This window comes from Streptomyces sp. NPDC088246, from assembly GCF_044741025.1.
GTDB lineage: Bacteria > Actinomycetota > Actinomycetes > Streptomycetales > Streptomycetaceae > Streptomyces.
The window spans coordinates 210,817-228,532 of the sequence record NZ_JBIURV010000005.1; the positions used below are offsets into that span (position 1 = coordinate 210,817).

The following is a 17,716-nucleotide window of genomic DNA, read 5'->3' on the forward strand; positions in this document are numbered from 1 at the left end:
GCCGCCCCACTGCCGGCGGGGCAGCCGTCGTCGACACCGAGAAATACGTCATACACCCGGGCCGGATGCGCCTTGGTCGCATCGGTGCGCCGGTGCGGGCCGGAGACGTCGGGACCGGATGCGGCGAGTGCTCATGAGGCCGCCCTGGCAAAGGAGTTGAGGTGATCAGCGCTCAAGGCGGTCCGGACCCGGACCGCCGGGCGATCCTGTTGCGCGCTGCCGGCCGGGCCTGTTGCGGGCCACGGGCCCGCCCGGACCGTCCGGCGGCCCCGGCACGTTGTCAGTGCGCGCGGTTAGCCTCTGTCGGGTGTCCTCACGCATCAGCGATCCCGAGCAGCTGAAGGAGCTCCTCGGGATCCCGTTCACCCCGGAGCAGACGGCCTGCATCACAGCGCCGCCCGCCCCGCAGGTGATCGTGGCCGGAGCCGGGTCGGGAAAGACCACGGTGATGGCGGCGCGCGTGGTGTGGCTGGTGGGGACCGGCCAGGTCGCCCCGGAGCAGGTCCTCGGGCTCACTTTCACCAACAAGGCGGCGGGCGAGCTCGCCGAGCGCGTCCGCAAGGCCCTGATCGCGGCCGGGGTCACCGATCCGGACGCCATCGATCCGGACAACCCTCCGGGCGAGCCCAGCATCTCCACGTACCACGCGTTCGCCGGCCGGCTCCTCACCGAGCACGGGCTGCGCATCGGCCTCGAACCCACCACCCGCCTCCTCGCCGACGCCACCCGCTACCAGCTGGCCGCCCGCGTACTGCGCGAGGCGCCCGGCCCCTATCCGGCCCTGACGAGGTCGTTCCCCACGCTGGTCAGCGATCTGCTGGCCCTCGACGCCGAGCTGGCCGAGCATCTCGTACGCCCGGAACAGCTCGCGGAGTACGACACCGACCTGCTCCGTACGCTGGAAACGGCCCGGCTGACCAATGCCGAGCTGCGCAAGATTCCCGAGGCCGCCCGGGCCCGCCGTGAGCTGCTGCAGCTGACCCGCCGCTACCGCGAGGCCAAGAAGAGCCGCGACGTCCTCGACTTCGGCGACCAGATCGCCCTCTCCGCCGAGCTGGCCCTCACCCGTCCCGAGGTGGGCGCGATCCTGCGCGACGAATTCCGCGTCGTACTGCTCGACGAGTACCAGGACACCTCCGTCGCCCAGCGCCTGCTGCTCTCCGCCCTCTTCGGCAGGGGCCCCGAGGGAAGGGTTGCGGAGGCGGAGTCCGGCGCGACCACCGGGGCGGTGGCCACCGGTCATGCCGTCACCGCCGTCGGCGACCCCTGCCAGGCGATCTACGGCTGGCGCGGTGCCTCCGTGGCCAACCTCGACGACTTCCCGCTCCACTTCCCGCACGCCGACGGCACCCCCGCCACCCGCTACTCCCTCAGCGAGAACCGTCGCAGCGGCGGCCGCCTCCTCCACCTCGCCAACGGCCTCGCCGCGCCCCTGCGCGCCATGCACGAAGGCGTCGAGGCACTGCGCCCCGCCCCGGGCGCCGAGCGCGACGGCATCGTCCGCTGCGCCCTGCTCCGTACCCACACGGAAGAGATCGACTGGCTCGCCGACTCGATCGCCCACCTCGTGAGGACCGGAAAGGCACCGGGCGAGATCGCCGTCCTGTGCCGCACCGCGGGCGACTTCCCGGAGATCCAGGCCGCGCTGGTGGCCCGCGACATCCCGGTCGAGGTCGTCGGCCTGTCCGGGCTGCTGCACCTGCCCGAGGTCGCCGACCTCGTCGCGGTCTGCGAGGTCCTCCAGGACCCCGGCGCCAATGCCTCCCTGGTCCGGCTGCTCACCGGCCCCCGCTGGCGGATCGGCCCCCGCGACCTGGCACTCCTCGGCCGCCGCGCCCGCCTCCTCGTCCACCGCGCCGCCCACGGCGACGAGGACGACTTCGACCCCGACCGCCGCCTCGCCGAGGCCGTCGAAGGCATCGACCCGGCCGAAGTGATCTCGCTCGCCGACGCCCTGGACACCTTCCTCGAATCGGGCGGAGGAGAGGACGACGGACTTCCGTTCTCCACCGAGGCCCGCATCCGCTTCGCCCGCCTGGCCGCCGAACTGCGCGACCTGCGCCGCTCGCTGGCCGACCCTCTGATGGACGTGCTGCACCGCGTTCTTGCCACCACCGGCCTGGAGGTCGAGCTCTCCGCATCGCCGCACGCCCTGGCCGCCCGCCGCCGCGAGACCCTCGCCAACTTCCTCGACGTCGCGGCCCGCTTCGCCACCGTCGACGGCGAGGCCACCCTCCTTGCTTTCCTGGGCTTCCTGCGCACGGCAGTCCAGTACGAGAAGGGCCTGGACAACGCCCTGCCCGGCGGCGAGAACACCGTCAAGGTCCTCACCGCCCACAAGTCCAAGGGCCTGGAGTGGGACGTCGTCGCGGTGCCCGGCCTGGTCACCGGACAGTTCCCCAGCAGCCAGTCCCGCGACGCCTGGACCTCCCAGCCCAAGGTCCTCCCGCACGCTCTGCGCGGGGACACGGCCACCCTCCCCGTCATCCACTCCTGGGACGCCAAGGGGCTCAAGGGCTTCAAGGAGGAGATGAAGGAGCACCAGCACACCGAGGAGCTCCGCCTGGGATACGTCACCTTCACCAGGCCCCGCACCCTGCTGCTCGGCTCCGGCCACTGGTGGGGCCCGACCCAGAAGAAGCCGCGCGGCCCGTCCGACTTCCTGCATGCACTGTACGAGCACTGTGCGGCCGGACACGGCGAGATCGAGGCCTGGGCGGACGAACCGGCCGAGGACGAGGAGAACCCGGCCCTCGCCGAGAAGGAGGCCGACCGGGCGTGGCCGCTCCCCCTGGACGACACCGCCCTGACCCGCCGCCGGGCCGCCGCGGACACGGTGATGGCACATCTGGAGGCCCTGGCCGCGGCGGGGAGTGTTCCGGATGTGTACGAGGCGCCGTCCGACGCCCCGGATCCGTACGACGATCCGTACGACGCCGCTTACGAAGACGACCCGTTCCCCGACAGCGAGGCGTACCCCGACGAGGCCGAGGCCGACGACTGGGACGCCCTGTCGACGGAGCCCCCGCCGGCCCCCGCTCCCACACCACACGCCCCCGCTCCCACACCACACGTCCCGGCTCCCACGCCACACGTCCCGGCGGCCCGCACGCCTCAGCCCACCGGGGAACAGCGCCTCACCTCCGAGGAATCCCGCACACTCGCCTCCTGGGACCGCGACCTCGACGCCCTCACCGGCGAACTGCGCCGCGCCCGCGCCACCGTGCGCGACGTCCTCGTACCCGCCTCGCTCTCCGCCACCCAGCTGCTGCGTCTCGCCGACGACCCCGACGGCTTCGCCCAGGAGCTGGCCCGCCCCATGCCGCGGCCCCCGCAGCCCGCGGCCCGCCGGGGTACCCGTTTCCACGCCTGGGTGGAGTCCCGCTTCGAGGAGCTGCCGCTGCCCATGCTCGGGCCGGACGAGCTGCCCGGCGGCGACGAGAGCGACGCCGAGATCGCCGACGAGCGCGACCTCGCCGCACTCAAGGAGGCCTTCGAGCGCACCCCGTACGCCCGCCGCACTCCATACCGCGTGGAGACGCCGTTCCAGATCACTCTGGCCGGCCGGGTGATCCGGGGCCGTATCGACGCGGTGTACCGCACCGGGGACACGTACGAGATCGTCGACTGGAAGACCACCCGCACCAACACCGCCGACCCCCTCCAGCTCGCGGTCTACCGTCTGGCCTGGGCCGAGCTGCACGATCTGCCGCTCACCGACGTCACCGCCACGTTCCTGTACGTACGCAGCGGAGAGACCGTCCGCCCCACCCGCCTCCCGGGCCGGGCGGAGCTGGAGCGGCTCCTGCTGGACGAGCCACCTCCCACGGGCTAGTGCCTCGCCCAGTGGGGTTTGCCCCGTCGCGCCGCCCAGCACGCACGCTCGCCGCGTTGCCGGAGTGCCCAAGCAGCTCCTTCCCCAAGCTCTCAGCTTCGTCTCCGGCGCCTTGCGATCGCACGCACCGGACGACGCTCCTCAGCGGGCAAACCCCACTGGGCGAGGCACTAGGCTCAAGGCCATGAGCGACACCCCGGACAGCGCCGTCCGTACGTACACCGAACAGCACCGCACAGCCTTCCTCGACGACCTCGCCGACTGGCTGCGCATCCCGTCCGTGTCCGCCCAGCCGGTCCACGACGGGGACGTACGACGCAGCGCCGAGTGGCTGTCCGCCAAGCTCGAGGAGACCGGCTTCCCGGTCACCGAGATCTGGGAGACGCCCGGTGCTCCCGCGGTCTTCGCCGAGTGGCCGTCCGACGACCCGGACGCCCCGACAGTCCTCGTCTACGGGCACCACGACGTGCAGCCCGCCGCCCGCGAGGACGGCTGGGACACCGACCCGTTCGAGCCGGTGATCCGCGACGGCCGCATGTACGGGCGGGGCGCTGCCGACGACAAGGGGCAGGTGTTCTTCCACACCCTCGGCGTCCGGGCCCACCTCGCCACCACCGGCCGCACCACCCCGGCCGTCAACCTCAAGCTGCTGATCGAGGGCGAGGAGGAGTCCGGTTCACCGAACTTCCGCGCCCTGGTCGAGGAGCAGGCCGCCCGGCTCACCGCAGACGCCGTGATCGTTTCCGACACCGGCATGTGGGACGAGACGACCCCCACGGTCTGCACCGGTATGCGAGGCCTCGCCGAGTGCGAGATCGAGCTGTACGGCCCCGAGCAGGACATCCACTCCGGCTCGTTCGGCGGCGCGGTCCCCAACCCGGCGACCGCCGTGGCCCGGCTCGTCGCCGCACTGCACGACGCGGACGGACGGGTCGCGATCCCCGGTTTCTACGAAGGGGTGACGGAACTCACCGACACCGAGCGCACGCTCTTCGCCGAGCTGCCCTTCGACGAGGCCACCTGGCTGCGTACCGCCAAGTCACGAGCAGCGGCGGGCGAGGCCGGTCACTCCACGCTGGAGCGCATCTGGGCCCGCCCCACCGCCGAGGTCAACGGCATCGGCGGCGGCTACCAGGGCGCCGGAAGCAAGACGATCATTCCGTCCTCCGCCCTGGTGAAGATCAGCTTCCGGCTGGTCGCGGGCCAGGGCCCCGACCACATCCAGCAGGTGGTCAGGGCCTGGGCCGAGGCACAGGTTCCGGCCGGTGTCCGTCACCGGATCACCTTCGCCCCTGCCACCCGCCCCTGTCTGACCCCGCTGGACCACCCCGCTCTGCAGGCCGTGGCCCGCGCCATGGGACGGGCCTTCGGGCAGAAGATCCTCTTCACCCGCGAAGGAGGCTCGGGACCCGCCGCCGACCTGCAGGACGTGCTCGGCGCGCCCGTCCTCTTCCTGGGCATCTCCGTACCGTCCGACGGCTGGCACGCCCCCAACGAGAAGGTCGAACTCGACCTCCTGCTCAAGGGCGTGGAGACAGCCGCCCACCTCTGGGGCGAGCTGGCCGCCGCACTCCGCTGAATCCTCTGAACACCCGATCCATCCCGGGGGAGTAGGAAGCACCTGTGAGCACCTTCGACAACGCCACCGCAGACCGGCCCATCGGTCTCACGGCGCCCAGCGGCATCGACCGCGCGGCGCACCATCGCCTCGACGAGGCCTGGCTGTCCGCCGCGTGGAGCCACCCGACCACCCGTGTGTTCGTCGTCTCCGGCGGGCAGGTGCTGATCGACGACACGGCCGACGGCGGTACGGAGATCGTCATGACCCCGGCCTTCGAGGCCCCGGTCACCGAGACCCACCGCTACTTCCTCGGCACCGACGAGGACGGCGTCAGCTACTTCGCGCTCCAGAAGGACTCCCTGCCCGGCCGCATGGACCAGCAGGCCCGCCCGGCCGGCCTGCGCGAGGCCGGACTGCTGCTCGGCCCCCGTGACGCGGGCCTGATGGTGCACGCGGTGGCCCTGGAGAACTGGCAGCGCCTGCACCGCTTCTGCTCGCGTTGCGGCGAGCGCACGGTCATCGCGGCAGCCGGCCACATCCGCCGCTGCCCGGCCTGCGGCGCCGAGCACTACCCGCGCACCGACCCCGCGGTCATCATGCTGGTGACGGACGACCAGGACCGCGCCCTGCTGGGCCGCCAGGTGCACTGGCCCGAGGGCCGCTTCTCGACGCTCGCGGGCTTCGTCGAGCCGGGGGAGTCGATCGAGCAGTCCGTGGCCCGCGAGGTGTTGGAGGAGGTGGGCGTCACGGTCGGCGAGGTCGAGTACATCGCCAGCCAGCCATGGCCGTTCCCGTCCAGCCTGATGCTGGGCTTCATGGCACGGGCGACCTCGTCGGAGATCAACGTGGACGGTGAGGAGATCGAGGAGGCCCGCTGGTTCTCCCGCGAGGACCTGACGGCGGCCTTCGAGTCGGGCGAGATCATGCCCCCGTTCGGCATCTCGATCGCGGCCCGCCTGATCGAACTCTGGTACGGCAAGCCGCTCCCGAGGCCGGGAACCGTCGGCTGACGCACGCGTACGGGCTGCGGCGCCCCGGACGCGTACAGGAACGCCCCCTCCGGTGCTCGACCGGAGGGGGCGCGACTGTGCTGTGGGAGCGGCGGGATCAGGCGGCGAGCGCCTGCTTCACCTGGGCCAGGGACGGGTTCGTCATGACGGCCTCGACACCCGTGGAGCCGACCACCAGGACGGTGGGAACGGTCTGGTTGCCCCCGTTGGCCTTCTCGACGAAGGCCGCGGAGTCCGGGTCCTGCTCGATGTTGATCTCGTTGTACGCGATGCCTTCGCGGTCCATCTGGCTCTTGAGCCGACGGCAGTAGCCGCACCACGTGGTGCTGTACATCGTCACAGTGCCCGACATGTCTTCGCGCTCCTCTGTCTCGTCAGTCTTGTCAGACTCGTCTGTCTCATCCGTCTCATCCGGCACGCGGAGAAGCTGGAAAGTGCGTCGCCGCACGGAAAGGGAACGTACGTGAGCCGACCACCATTCCCGCCGCCACCCCCGCATTAGTACGACAGATGCGGCCCCCCTGTGGACAACCTCCGCGCCCGCCTCTTCCGACCTGGCAGCATGGCGGGGTGACAGCAGCAACGCATTCCTCCCTTTTCCCACAGGTTCCCGATTCGGCGGACGCCGTGCTCGACGGCCTGGACCCCGAGCAGCGCGAGGTCGCCATGGCCCTGCACGGCCCGGTGTGTGTGCTGGCCGGAGCCGGTACGGGCAAGACGCGTGCGATCACGCATCGCATCGCCTACGGGGTGCGCGCGGGGATACTCCAGCCGGCAAGTGTGCTTGCCGTCACGTTCACCAACCGGGCCGCGGGCGAGATGCGGGGACGGCTGCGCCAGCTCGGCGCGGGCGGGGTGCAGGCGCGGACGTTCCACTCCGCCGCCCTGCGCCAGCTCCAGTACTTCTGGCCGAAAGCCGTCGGCGGTGACCTGCCCCGGCTGCTGGAGCGCAAGGTCCAGCTGGTCGCCGAGGCCGCGGCCCGCTGCCGCATCCGGCTCGACCGTAACGAGCTGCGCGACGTCACCAGCGAGATCGAGTGGTCCAAGGTCACCCAGACCGTGCCCGCCGACTATCCGGCCGTGGTCGCCAAGACCCAGCGGGACGCCCCGCGCGATCCGGCCGAGATCTCCCAGATCTACGCGATGTACGAGCAGTTGAAGCGCGACCGCTCGTTGATCGACTTCGAGGATGTGCTGCTTCTCACCGTCGCCATCCTTCAGGACCGCCACGACATCGCCGACCACGTCCGCCGCCAGTACCAGCACTTCGTCGTCGACGAGTACCAGGACGTCAGCCCGCTCCAGCAGCGACTGCTCGACCTCTGGCTCGGCGACAGGGACACCCTGTGCGTCGTCGGTGACGCCAGCCAGACGATCTACTCCTTCACCGGGGCCACCCCCGACCATCTGCTGAACTTCCGCACCCGCCACCCCAACGCGACGGTGGTCAAGCTGGTCAGGGACTACCGCTCCACCCCCCAGGTCGTCCATCTGGCCAACGGGCTGCTGGGCCAGGCCCGCGGCCGCGCCGCCGAGCACCGGCTCGAACTGGTCTCACAGCGCGAGCCCGGCCCCGAGCCCGTCTATACGGAGTACGCGGACGAGCCCGCGGAGGCCGAGGGCACCGCTCGCCGCATCCGCGATCTGATCGCCGCGGGAGTCCCGGCCGGCGAGATCGCCGTGCTCTACCGGGTCAACTCCCAGTCCGAGGTCTACGAGCAGGCCCTGGCCGACGCGGGCGTGCCGTACCAGCTGCGGGGCGCGGAGCGCTTCTTCGAACGCGCGGAGGTGCGGGAGGCGGGCATCGCCCTGCGCGGCGCGGCCCGCGCGGGGGGCAACGACTCCCTGCTCGACGACGCGGAGGGGCTGCCGGCGGAGGTGCGCGCGGTGCTCTCCACCAAGGGATGGACCACGGAACCGCCCGCAGGCTCAGGTGCGGTGCGCGACCGCTGGGAGTCCCTGGCCGCACTGGTCCGGCTCGCCGAGGATTTCGAACAGGCCAAGCCGGGGGCGACGCTCTCCGATCTGGTGGCGGAGCTCGACGAGCGCGCAGCCGCCCAGCACGCCCCCACGGTCCAGGGAGTCACACTCGCCTCGCTGCACTCGGCGAAGGGCCTGGAGTGGGACGCCGTGTTCCTGGTCGGGCTGAACGAGGGCATGATGCCGATCACCTACGCCAAGACCGACGAGCAGATCGAGGAGGAGCGTCGGCTGTTGTACGTCGGCGTCACCCGGGCGCGCTTCCATCTCTCGTTGTCATGGTCGCTGTCCCGCTCGCCCGGCGGCCGCGCCGGACGGCGCCCGAGCCGGTTCCTGAACGGACTGCGCCCCGGCTCGGTGGCCCTCGGTATGCGCGGCGCGGCCGGAGGCGGCGGGATCGAACGGGGCCCCGGACCGGTCGCCAAACGCGGCCGCCGCGGCCCTGCCCGGTGCCGGGTCTGCGGCAAGACCCTCACCGATGCGGGCGAGATGAAGCTGATGCGCTGCGACGATTGCCCCTCCGACATGGACGAGGCGCTGTACGAGCGGCTGCGCGACTGGCGGGCGGTCCGGGCGAAGGAGATCGGCCAGCCCGCGTACTGCGTATTCACGGACAAGACGCTGATGGCGATCGCCGAGGCGGTGCCGGGCAGCGCGGGCGAACTGGCCGGGATCTCCGGGGTCGGCGCGCGGAAGCTGGACCGGTTCGGGACTGCGGTCCTTGCCATTTGCGCAGGTGAGACGGCAGAAGAAGGGCTCGAGGACGCCGTTGACGAGGTGTGAGAAAAACTCGTCGAAAAAATAGTTTGCGCCCGCCCCAGTCATCACCATAGGTTCTTAACCACGGGAACAGCGACTTCTCTGAAGCCCTGGTCCTGTGCTGTACTTATTCGAATACGCAGGACCGGTCCGCCGGTCCCCCCGAGACGCCGAGAGGAGGCGATTGAAGTGATCAGCATCATCGAGACCAACAAAATGACCGATCTCTCGGTCGTCTCCGCCTGCTCGCTCGGCCTCGCCTGCTCTTCGGAGTTCTCGCTGCGTGGCACCGGTCTGTCCGGCATTTCCGCCGTCAGCCCGGTGTCCCTGTCGAACCTCCCCGTGCGGGAGCGCAATGAGCGACCGACCCAGGCACCGGCAGCAGCAGTAGCGAAGGGACAGGCCCAGGCCTATGCCTTTGCGGCCGTCGGTGCAGGAGCGGAATCCGGCGCCAAGAAGCAGACGATGCACCACACGATGTGGGCCTTCCGTGGGCCTGAACCCTGGAGTGATCCAGCCTGATTCAGAATCAGGCCGGCGCCTTCAGGGCCGCGGAACCCCACTCGGGATCCGCGGCCCTTTTGTTTTGTCCAAACGGACGAGACAGCGCGAAGGAGCCTCGGGACAAGCAACACCCGGTACCAGCCGCCCCCCGGCCAACAGGCCGGAACGACCAGACGAGGACACCACCCACCGTGCAACTCGAAGCGCACGCCCCGTCCGTACCGCCTTTCGAAACGTTCCCGCCGCCCGGCCTCACGGAGGACTCCACCTTGATCCCCCTCACTGCGCTCACCGCGCTCGACGACGCCATCGAGAACCTCGGCGTGCCCGTCCCCTGCCGCTCCTACGACCCGGAGGTCTTCTTCGCCGAGTCGCCGGCCGACGTCGAGTACGCCAAGTCCCTCTGCCGCACCTGCCCGCTCGTCGAGGCCTGCCTCGCCGGCGCCAAGGAGCGCCGCGAGCCGTGGGGCGTCTGGGGTGGTGAGCTCTTCATCCAGGGCGTTGTCGTTGCTCGCAAGCGGCCGCGTGGCCGTCCGCGCAAGAACCCGGTCGCGGCGTGACCGCCGGACTGGGGGTCACGGCCCCCAAACCCATGAAGCGCATCGGAACCATCGACCGCCCCCACACCCACGATCCCCGAAATCAGGCACCAATGTCCGTCCCCACGAATGAGCCCGTCGGCTCCGCAACACCGAACGTCACGATCATCGGCGCGAACGACTCGCGTCAGAACAGGACCCGCGAGATGCAACTCATCCCAGAAGCCCTGGCTCGTGCTCATATGCACGACCGCCTGAGGGAAGCCGACGCACAACGCCAGGCCGTGCGCCTGGTCACCGCGCGCCGGATGCAGCGCCGGGCCGAGCGCGCCTCGATGCGCGCCCGCCGTGCGCTGGCCATGGCGGTCATGCACTAGTCAGGCCGAACACCAGCAGCCCCCGCTGCCGGGCAGCCGCTCTGCCCAGCAGCAATCAGTACCCATAGTCAGTACCCCTTCCGCGGGGCCGGTCCGAACGGGCCGGCCCCGCGGTCGTGCTGTGTGGTCGTGCTGTGTGGTGCCGCGCGGTACAGCAGAGACGGAGTTATCGTCACGAGGTGGACGAGGAGACTCATCACCGGATTCAGCAACCCACGCAGAGGGACGACGCTGTGGCCTTCTGTGCCCTCTGCGGTACCTCCGCCGACAGCGGGACCACACCGCCGACCTGGATCTGCTCCGTGGAGAACGGCAGACACCAGTACTTCTGCGAAGAGTGCGCCCGCACTCATATCAGGGCGATCGAGAGCCGTCTCGACTCTGCCTGGTGGTGACACCCCTGGTGGTGCTGCCCGGGCATCATGGCCCGGGGCGTCACGGCTCGGGGCGCTACGCTCCGGGTCGTGAGTACAACCCGGGCCGGCTCCGGGGGCTCGAAGGCTGCCCTACGCACCGGCGGCCGCGTCGCCCGCCAACTCCTGTACCACGGACTTCTGCTGATCCTCCACCAGGAACCCCGGTACCCAGGACTCCAGTTCGTCACGCAGCCGCACCGTCGCACCCAGCTGGCACAGCACCCCGATCGTGCTCAGCGTCACCCGGTGTATCAGCAGATAGGCGGGCGGCAGATTCAGCTGCTTGCCGAGCTGATGAGCGGGGGAGCGGGGATCCGCAATGCGGGTCGCCTGATTGCGCATCCAGCTCCGGGTGAAGGTGAACTCCTCCACCTGTGCCGGTTCGATGATCGGGAGGAGATAGTCGAGCACCGCATCCGGGTCGAGGTCGATCGAGTCCTTGACGAACCCCTCCTTGCGCAACAGTTCGTACACCGCATCCGCATCACCCGACAGCGTCAGCCGCAGGGAGTCCCCGATCGGCCGCGGCAGACCACCCTGCAGCCGGTCAACCGTGCCGAAGTCCAGTACTCCGAGCCGCCATTGCCCGTCCTGGCCGGCATCGTCCTCCGGGGGCAGCAGCCGGAAGTTGCCCGGATGGGGGTCCGCGTGCAGCAGCCCGGTGCGCGCTGGGCCCGAGAAGAGGAAGCGCGCCAGCAACTGGCCGGCCCGGTCCCGCTGCTCCGGCGTGCCCTCCGCGATCACGTCGGCCAGCGGAAGACCGTCCATCCACTCCGTCACCAGAACCTGGTCGGACTGGTGCACCACAGCGGGGATCGCCACATCCGGGTCGGCCGCGAACTCCTCGGCGTGGTCCCGCTGCGACCGTGCCTCCTGCTCGTAGTCCAGCTCCTCCGAGACCCGGTCGCGCAGCTCCGTGATAAGCGGCTTGATGTCCATTCCGGGGATCAACGGACCGAGCAACCGGGCGAACCTGCTGAGTTGGGTCAGATCTGAGAGCAGCGCCTCTCCGGCGCCCGGATACTGCACCTTCACCGCGACTTCCCGCCCGTCGTGCCACACCGCCCGGTGCACCTGACCGATCGATGCGGCGGCCGACGGCTTGTCCTCGAATTCGAGGAACAACTCCCGCCAGTCCTCGCCGAGCCGCTCCTCCAGCACCGCGTGCACGGCGCCGCTGGGCATGGGAGGTGCGGCTTCCTGCAGTTTGGTGAGCGCCGCCCTATACGGTCCGGCGACCTCCTCGGGCAGCGCAGACTCGAAGACGGACAGGGCCTGCCCCAGCTTCATCGCCCCACCCTTCAACTCGCCCAGGACCTTGAAGAGCTGATCCGCAGTGCGCTGCTGCACCTCCCGGGCGACCAACTCCGCCGACTTCCCGCCGATCCGCTTGCCCAGGCCCCACGTGGCGCGGCCGGCGAAGCCCAGTGGCAGGGCGGCCAACTTGGCGGTACGAGTGACCGCTTTCCGGGGTAGATCAGACATGAGCCCCTCCAAATCCCAGACTGCCGTACCGCGTGCGGCGGTTACCCGGCCATTGTGTCGTGCGCCGCTTCGACCCCGGAGGCGCGCTCCCCCTCAGTGTGCCCAGCCGCTCCGCAGGAACAGCCGAGGTGCGCCCGGATCTGCTCGGACCGCCAGTCCAACAGCGGCAGCGCGGCCTCCCAGCGCGTCCCCGTACTGGCGGGCAGCTCCCCGTCCAGGAAGGACAGTGCGTGGGCGGCCGTAAGACCGGCCACCGCAGTCGCCAGCCCCAGGTCACAGGCCTGTACAGCGGTGCGCCGCCCGGACTGCCACTGAGACAGCATCCTTGGCCACTGCTCATCCCGGTCTGCACGCTCCAGCGCCAGACACCCCGCGCACGCCGTACCCCCGGGCAGGACCAGGGGGCCGACCACTCCCGTCGCCTCCATCACTCCGGCATAGAGATGGGGAGTCCCCGAAGCGATCCACGGTTCGGCCGTACGCGGGTCGGGGGCGTACACCCCTAGTCCGTCGCGAGGAGCGACCACGATCAGTGACAGCCCCGGCTCACCACCCGCCGAGGAACCCGTCGTCTCCGGTGCCCGGGGAGCCGAACCCGCGGCGGACCTGCGCACCAACTGCCGGGCGGCGGTGTCCCTGCGCTCCCCGACGGCTGACGGTGGTAGCCCGCCGGGCGAGACGTCCCACGGCTCGGTGCACCCGCCGTCCAGAACCTCCACCCGGCCCACCCCGGATCCGGACAGCACCGCCGCGATCGCGGCACCGACCCGGCCGGCGCCCCGCACCTGGACCCGCATCGCCCGGCGGGCCGCCAGCCGTCGCATCCCGCCGCCCGGCTCGGGATGGACGACGGAGAGCGACGCCAGATCGGGGCGGTGCCGCTCCAGGGCGCCGGGCCGGTTCCGTAACGCATCGGTCTCCGGGCCGACAGCCCGCACATCGTCGATCAGGCCCGCATCCGTCAATCGGCCGACCAAGGTGTCCACTTGAAGGTCCGACAGATCCAACGCACGGGCTTCCTCGCGCAGCAGCGGCAGGCCGCGCGTACCGTCGAGCAGTTCCAGAAAACAGCCCGTCGCGATATCCATCGGACTGAGCTTCACCGCATGAGCGGGGGTCACCCCGAATTGCACGGTGCCCCGGCCACGCCATGCGCGGCGCAGTGCGGGCTTCAACATCGGATACACGGCGTTCCCCCGGTCTGTGTTCCATGATCTCTGTGCGTGGGCTGTGGCCCGGACCTCCGCGAGATCCGTTGTCAGAATGCAGGTAGGCGTCGAAGTTTGCAGAAAGTTATCCACAGGCATGGGGTATTAGTCGTTCAAATGGTGCATGCCGTGGAGCTGATCAAGCGCAACCGTCCCGGAGGCGGGACTTCCCCCACTGACACCGGGTAACGTCATGGCGTGCCCGCCGACCCGTCACCCGGATTCGCCGGGGAGACCCCCGCGCGCAGCGCCGGAACCCATCAGCGCAGCGCGACGGACCGTCCGCCCCGCGCCTCGGCAACGAGCGCGGTCGAGGTCCGCAGGAGCAATCGCCGCAGCAGAACGGTCTCCGCGTACCGGGAGGGAGACCGCACCATCGTGCTCATCCCTGCCCGGATGTCGGAGGCCGAGGAGCAGCGCTGGGTGAACGTGATGCTCGACAAACTCGCGGCCCAGGAGAGCAAACGCATCCTCGGTGACAGCGAACTCACCGAGCGGGCCGAGCGGTTGTCCGCCCAGTATTTTCAGGGCCGGGCAAGACCCGCGTCAGTGCGGTGGGTGACCAATCAGAACACCCGATGGGGGTCCTGCACCCCGGCGGAGGGCAGCATCCGACTGTCGCACCGGCTGCAGGGCATGCCCGAGTACGTTGTCGACTACGTGCTCGTCCATGAGCTCGCGCATCTGCTGGTCCCCGGTCATGGTCCGCGATTCTGGCGGCTGCTGGAGGCGTACTCGCGGACCGAGCGGGCTCGCGGCTACCTCGAAGGGGTGGTGGCGGCCGACCGGCTGCCGCATCTGCCTGCTGCGCGCGGTGAGTGACGTTCGGCGATTCTGTACCGGGTGTGTACCGACTTAGCTCAATGTCGGAGTTTGCGGTTAGCCTGGCGCGACGCATTCACATTCGGGATGGGGGACGGTCGTTACGCATGGCCAGGGAATTCCAACGCGGCCACAAGGCCAAGATCAGCGATCTCACGCCGGGGACGGACCTGTACGTAGGTGTGCAGATCGCCGGCCCGGGACTGACCTTTGACATCAGCTGCTTCGGCCTCGATGCCAATGAACAGCTCTCCGACGACCGGTATTTCATCTTCTTCAATCAGCCTAAATCACCCGAGGAGTCCATTCAGCTCCTCGGCGCCCAGGCCGGTGACACCGAGTCGTTCCGCGTCACTCTGGACCGCATTCCGGCGAACATCCACAAGCTGTCGTTCACGGCGACGGTCGACGGCGCCGGGCAGATGTCCCAGGTCGGCCCCGGATACATCCGGATCGTCGCGGGCGGCGAGGAAGTCGTCAGGTACGCCTTCAACGGTTCGGAGTTCACCACTGAGCGTGCGGTGATGCTGGGCGACTTCTACCTGAAGGACGTGTGGCGGTTCGCCGCCGTCGGCCAGGGCTTCGACGGGGGCCTCGACGCGCTGCTGAAGAACTTCGGCGGCGAGGTCGCCGAGGAGGAGCCCGCCGTGCCTCAGCCGCAGGCAGCCGCCCCGTCGTTCGCCCCGCCCGCCCGGGCGGCCGCACCGGCGCCCGCCCCGTCCTTCGGCGCCCCGGCCGCACCACAGGCACCCCAAGCCCCGCAGCCGGCCCCGTCCTTCGGTGCCCCGGCCCCCACGCCGCAACATCAGATGCATTCCGCGCCGACGATGGCAGCCCCGATGGCACCGCTCGGTGGCACGGTGCCGCCGCCCGGCCCCGCCCCGGCTCCGTACGGGCAGCCGTCCCAGCCGTCCCAGCAGCCGCAGTTCGGGCAGATCCCCGGCCAGCAGCCCGCCGCCCCGTCCGGGCAGCAGGCCCCCGCTCCGTACGGCCAGCAGGCTCCTGCTCCGTACGGCCAGCAGCCTCCCGGAATGCAGCCTCCCGGTATGCCCCACGGGGTACCGCAAGGCGTGCCACAGGCCGGGGCCGGTCTTCAGGCCGCGCTCCAGCCGTACAAGGAGACGGCCACCGGGCAGCGTTGGACCCCGCAGAACCAGCAGCTCATGCGGGTCGACCTCACCATGGGGGGCACACCCGTGCTCGCCCGCCAGGGCAGCATGGTGATGTACCAGGGGAAGGTCGACTTCAGCTACAAGGGTGCCGGTTTCGCGGGCCGCATCGTCGGCAATTCCACCGGCCAGGAAATGCAGCTGATGCGCTGCACCGGCCGCGGACAGGTCTTCCTGGCCGAGGACGGCTCCCATCTGCACGCCATCGAGCTGCAGGGCGACGGCATCTGCGTCTCGGCGGAGAACGTCCTCGCCTTCGACGAGTCGCTGCAGCACGAGGTCCGCAGGATCGAGGGCCACGGCATCCCCGGGGGCGCCCTGTTCACCATGCAGTTCCAGGGCACTGGCACGGTCGTCATCAAGACCCACGGCGTCCCTGTCGTCCTGCCCGTCACCCCGACCACCTTCGCCGACTGCAATGCCGTCGTGGCCTGGTCGTCCGCGTCCCAGGTGATCATCTCCAGCCAGGTCCGGCTGCGCCGCAACGCGTACCCGGGACACAGCGGAGAGACCGTGAACCTTCAGTTCCGGGGCGCCCCCGGCAACTTCATCGTCGTCCAGCCCTACGAGGTCTGAGGGAGCCCGTCATGAACCAGCAACTCGCGGGCTACGCCCCGACCCCCGTCACGGCCCGTATGGAGAACCACGGCCGTGCGATGCTCAAGGTCGCCATGGCCACCGGCCAGGACCTCTACGCACGTACCGGCTCGATGGTCGCGTACGAGGGCTTCATCCAGTACGAACCCAACCCGCCCGCCGTCCGCCAGATCGCCTCCCAGTGGATCACCGGCGAGGGCGCACCGATCATGAAGTGCTCCGGCGACGGACTGCTCTACCTCGCCGACTACGGCGCCGATGTGGTCGTCATCAATCTCAACAACGACTCCCTCTCGGTCAACGGCACCAACGTCCTCGCCTTCGACGGCCATCTCACCTGGGGCGTGGAGCGGGTCAAGGGCCTCGCGAAGTTCGCCGGCCAGGGCCTGTGGAACGTCTGCATCTCGGGCACCGGCTGGGTCGCCATCACCTCGCGCGGCACACCGATCGTCGTCGACTGCGGACGCGGCGAGGACGAGACCTACGTCGACCCGGACGCCCTCGTGGCGTGGTCCCCGAACCTCAAGGTGAAGGGCAAGCGCAGCTTCAAGGCATCCTCGCTCATCGGGCGTGGCAGCGGCGAGGCGTACCAGATGGCTTTCTCCGGCCAGGGCATCGTCGTCGTACAGCCGAGCGAGGACAGTACCGACCGCCTGCGGGTCCGGAACTGAGGGGGAGGGAGAACACACCATGCAGAGTCCGCTTTTCGGCTACACGGAACAGCAGTCCCAGGACAGGTACACCGTCCAGAACCCGCAGCTCCTGCGGGTCTCGTTGACCGGCCAGGACGACGTCCTCGCCCGCAAGGGCGCCATGGTCGCCTATCAGGGACTGATGGAGTTCGACGGCGAGTACCAGTCGCACGGGCAGCGCCGCGCCCGCGCGAGCACCGGTGAGGGCCTGGACCTGATGCGCTGCTCCGGGCAGGGCACCGTCTACCTCGCCAACCTCGCGCAGTACATCCATGTCGTGGACGTCGACCACGACGGCATGACGGTGGACAGCGCCTACGTCCTGGCGCTCGACTCCTCGCTGCACACCGAGGTCATCGCGGTGGACAGCCAGTACGGCATTTCGGGCACCGGCAAGTACCAGCTCAACATCTCCGGCACCGGCAAGGTCGCTCTGATGACCTCGGGCCAGCCGCTGATGATGCAGGTCACGCCGGACAAGTACGTCAACGCCGATGCCGACGCGATCGTCGCCTGGTCCAGCTCGCTGCGCGTGCAGATGCAGGCCCAGACGCACTCCTCGGGCGTCTGGCGGCGGAGTGGCAACACCGGCGAGGGCTGGGAGCTCAGCTTCCTCGGCCAGGGCTTCGCCCTGGTCCAGCCGAGCGAGGTGCTGCCCCCGCAGAACCACGAGATCGGCCAGGGCGTCCGGGCCCAGTACGGAATGGGCCAGCACGGCGCCCACGGCCAGAACCAGAACAACTCCTGGAACTGAGCCGCAGC

General features: G+C 70.1%; 14 protein-coding genes. 11 read left to right on the forward strand and 3 right to left on the reverse strand.

Features of this window, described 5'->3' with window-relative positions; translation table 11 throughout:
• Positions 1-307: 307 nt before the first annotated feature.
• The 3 genes from ACIPEK_RS10240 to nudC all read left to right on the forward strand — a co-directional run bounded on the left by ACIPEK_RS10240 (position 308) and on the right by nudC (position 6,406).
• A complete protein-coding gene (locus tag ACIPEK_RS10240) occupies positions 308-3,835 on the forward strand; it encodes a UvrD-helicase domain-containing protein (RefSeq protein ID WP_401993217.1) in 3,528 nt (1,175 codons plus the stop codon).
• A 184-nt stretch (positions 3,836-4,019) separates the two neighbouring features.
• Positions 4,020-5,414, forward strand: a complete 1,395-nt coding sequence (locus ACIPEK_RS10245; RefSeq protein ID WP_401993220.1) for a dipeptidase — start codon at positions 4,020-4,022, stop codon at positions 5,412-5,414.
• Positions 5,415-5,458: 44 nt separating this feature from the next.
• Positions 5,459-6,406: an NAD(+) diphosphatase gene (gene nudC / locus ACIPEK_RS10250; protein WP_401993223.1), complete on the forward strand. Its 948-nt coding sequence runs from the start codon at positions 5,459-5,461 to the stop codon at positions 6,404-6,406.
• Between the two features lie 97 nt (positions 6,407-6,503).
• Here nudC and ACIPEK_RS10255 read toward each other — a convergent pair whose 3' ends face one another.
• Positions 6,504-6,758 (reverse strand): mycoredoxin, encoded by a 255-nt coding sequence (locus tag ACIPEK_RS10255; RefSeq protein ID WP_093897475.1) that lies wholly within the window; start codon positions 6,756-6,758, stop codon positions 6,504-6,506.
• A 158-nt stretch (positions 6,759-6,916) separates the two neighbouring features.
• Here ACIPEK_RS10255 and ACIPEK_RS10260 point away from each other — a divergent pair, with 158 nt between their 5' ends.
• The 4 genes from ACIPEK_RS10260 to ACIPEK_RS10275 all read left to right on the forward strand — a co-directional run bounded on the left by ACIPEK_RS10260 (position 6,917) and on the right by ACIPEK_RS10275 (position 10,565).
• Entirely contained in the window at positions 6,917-9,169 is a 2,253-nt protein-coding gene (locus tag ACIPEK_RS10260; protein WP_401993226.1) for an ATP-dependent DNA helicase UvrD2, read from the forward strand.
• 165 nt (positions 9,170-9,334) lie between these two features.
• Positions 9,335-9,667, forward strand: coding sequence for a hypothetical protein (locus ACIPEK_RS10265; protein ID WP_383076854.1), 333 nt, complete (start codon positions 9,335-9,337; stop codon positions 9,665-9,667).
• A 173-nt stretch (positions 9,668-9,840) separates the two neighbouring features.
• Positions 9,841-10,209 (forward strand): WhiB family transcriptional regulator, encoded by a 369-nt coding sequence (locus ACIPEK_RS10270; RefSeq protein WP_401993230.1) that lies wholly within the window; start codon positions 9,841-9,843, stop codon positions 10,207-10,209.
• A gap of 32 nt (positions 10,210-10,241) precedes the next feature.
• Positions 10,242-10,565 carry a hypothetical protein gene (locus ACIPEK_RS10275; RefSeq protein ID WP_383076920.1) on the forward strand — a complete coding sequence of 108 codons (324 nt, stop codon included), beginning with the start codon at positions 10,242-10,244 and terminating at the stop codon, positions 10,563-10,565.
• Between the two features lie 506 nt (positions 10,566-11,071).
• Here ACIPEK_RS10275 and ACIPEK_RS10280 read toward each other — a convergent pair.
• Together ACIPEK_RS10280 and ACIPEK_RS10285 are read right to left on the reverse strand one after the other, a co-directional pair.
• Positions 11,072-12,466: an ABC1 kinase family protein gene (locus ACIPEK_RS10280; protein ID WP_401993233.1), complete on the reverse strand. Its 1,395-nt coding sequence runs from the start codon at positions 12,464-12,466 to the stop codon at positions 11,072-11,074.
• A 41-nt stretch (positions 12,467-12,507) separates the two neighbouring features.
• Positions 12,508-13,653: a ThiF family adenylyltransferase gene (locus tag ACIPEK_RS10285; RefSeq protein ID WP_401993236.1), complete on the reverse strand. Its 1,146-nt coding sequence runs from the start codon at positions 13,651-13,653 to the stop codon at positions 12,508-12,510.
• Between the two features lie 219 nt (positions 13,654-13,872).
• Between ACIPEK_RS10285 and ACIPEK_RS10290 the strand changes: the two genes are divergently transcribed.
• The 4 genes from ACIPEK_RS10290 (at position 13,873) to ACIPEK_RS10305 (ending at position 17,708) form a co-directional block, all read left to right on the forward strand.
• Positions 13,873-14,496 (forward strand): M48 family metallopeptidase, encoded by a 624-nt coding sequence (locus ACIPEK_RS10290; protein ID WP_401993239.1) that lies wholly within the window; start codon positions 13,873-13,875, stop codon positions 14,494-14,496.
• A gap of 107 nt (positions 14,497-14,603) precedes the next feature.
• Positions 14,604-16,241 carry a TerD family protein gene (locus ACIPEK_RS10295; RefSeq protein ID WP_401993242.1) on the forward strand — a complete coding sequence of 546 codons (1,638 nt, stop codon included), beginning with the start codon at positions 14,604-14,606 and terminating at the stop codon, positions 16,239-16,241.
• A gap of 11 nt (positions 16,242-16,252) precedes the next feature.
• Positions 16,253-16,933 (forward strand): AIM24 family protein, encoded by a 681-nt coding sequence (locus ACIPEK_RS10300; RefSeq protein WP_327369746.1) that lies wholly within the window; start codon positions 16,253-16,255, stop codon positions 16,931-16,933.
• Positions 16,934-16,952: 19 nt separating this feature from the next.
• On the forward strand, positions 16,953-17,708 hold the full coding sequence (locus tag ACIPEK_RS10305; protein WP_401993246.1) for an AIM24 family protein: 756 nt from the start codon (positions 16,953-16,955) through the stop codon (positions 17,706-17,708).
• Positions 17,709-17,716: the final 8 nt, after the last annotated feature.

Excerpts from the sequence above, each read along its gene's own strand:
- ACIPEK_RS10260 (WP_401993226.1), top strand. The coding sequence starts at position 6,917 with ATGCGGCCCCCCTGTGGACAACCTCCGCGCCCGCCTCTTCCGACCTGG.
- ACIPEK_RS10280 (WP_401993233.1), bottom strand. The coding sequence starts at position 12,466 with ATGTCTGATCTACCCCGGAAAGCGGTCACTCGTACCGCCAAGTTGGCC.
- ACIPEK_RS10295 (WP_401993242.1), top strand. The coding sequence starts at position 14,604 with ATGGCCAGGGAATTCCAACGCGGCCACAAGGCCAAGATCAGCGATCTC.
- ACIPEK_RS10305 (WP_401993246.1), top strand. The coding sequence starts at position 16,953 with ATGCAGAGTCCGCTTTTCGGCTACACGGAACAGCAGTCCCAGGACAGG.
- ACIPEK_RS10245 (WP_401993220.1), top strand. The coding sequence starts at position 4,020 with ATGAGCGACACCCCGGACAGCGCCGTCCGTACGTACACCGAACAGCAC.
- ACIPEK_RS10300 (WP_327369746.1), top strand. The coding sequence starts at position 16,253 with ATGAACCAGCAACTCGCGGGCTACGCCCCGACCCCCGTCACGGCCCGT.
- ACIPEK_RS10275 (WP_383076920.1), top strand. The coding sequence starts at position 10,242 with ATGAAGCGCATCGGAACCATCGACCGCCCCCACACCCACGATCCCCGA.
- ACIPEK_RS10255 (WP_093897475.1), bottom strand. The coding sequence starts at position 6,758 with ATGTCGGGCACTGTGACGATGTACAGCACCACGTGGTGCGGCTACTGC.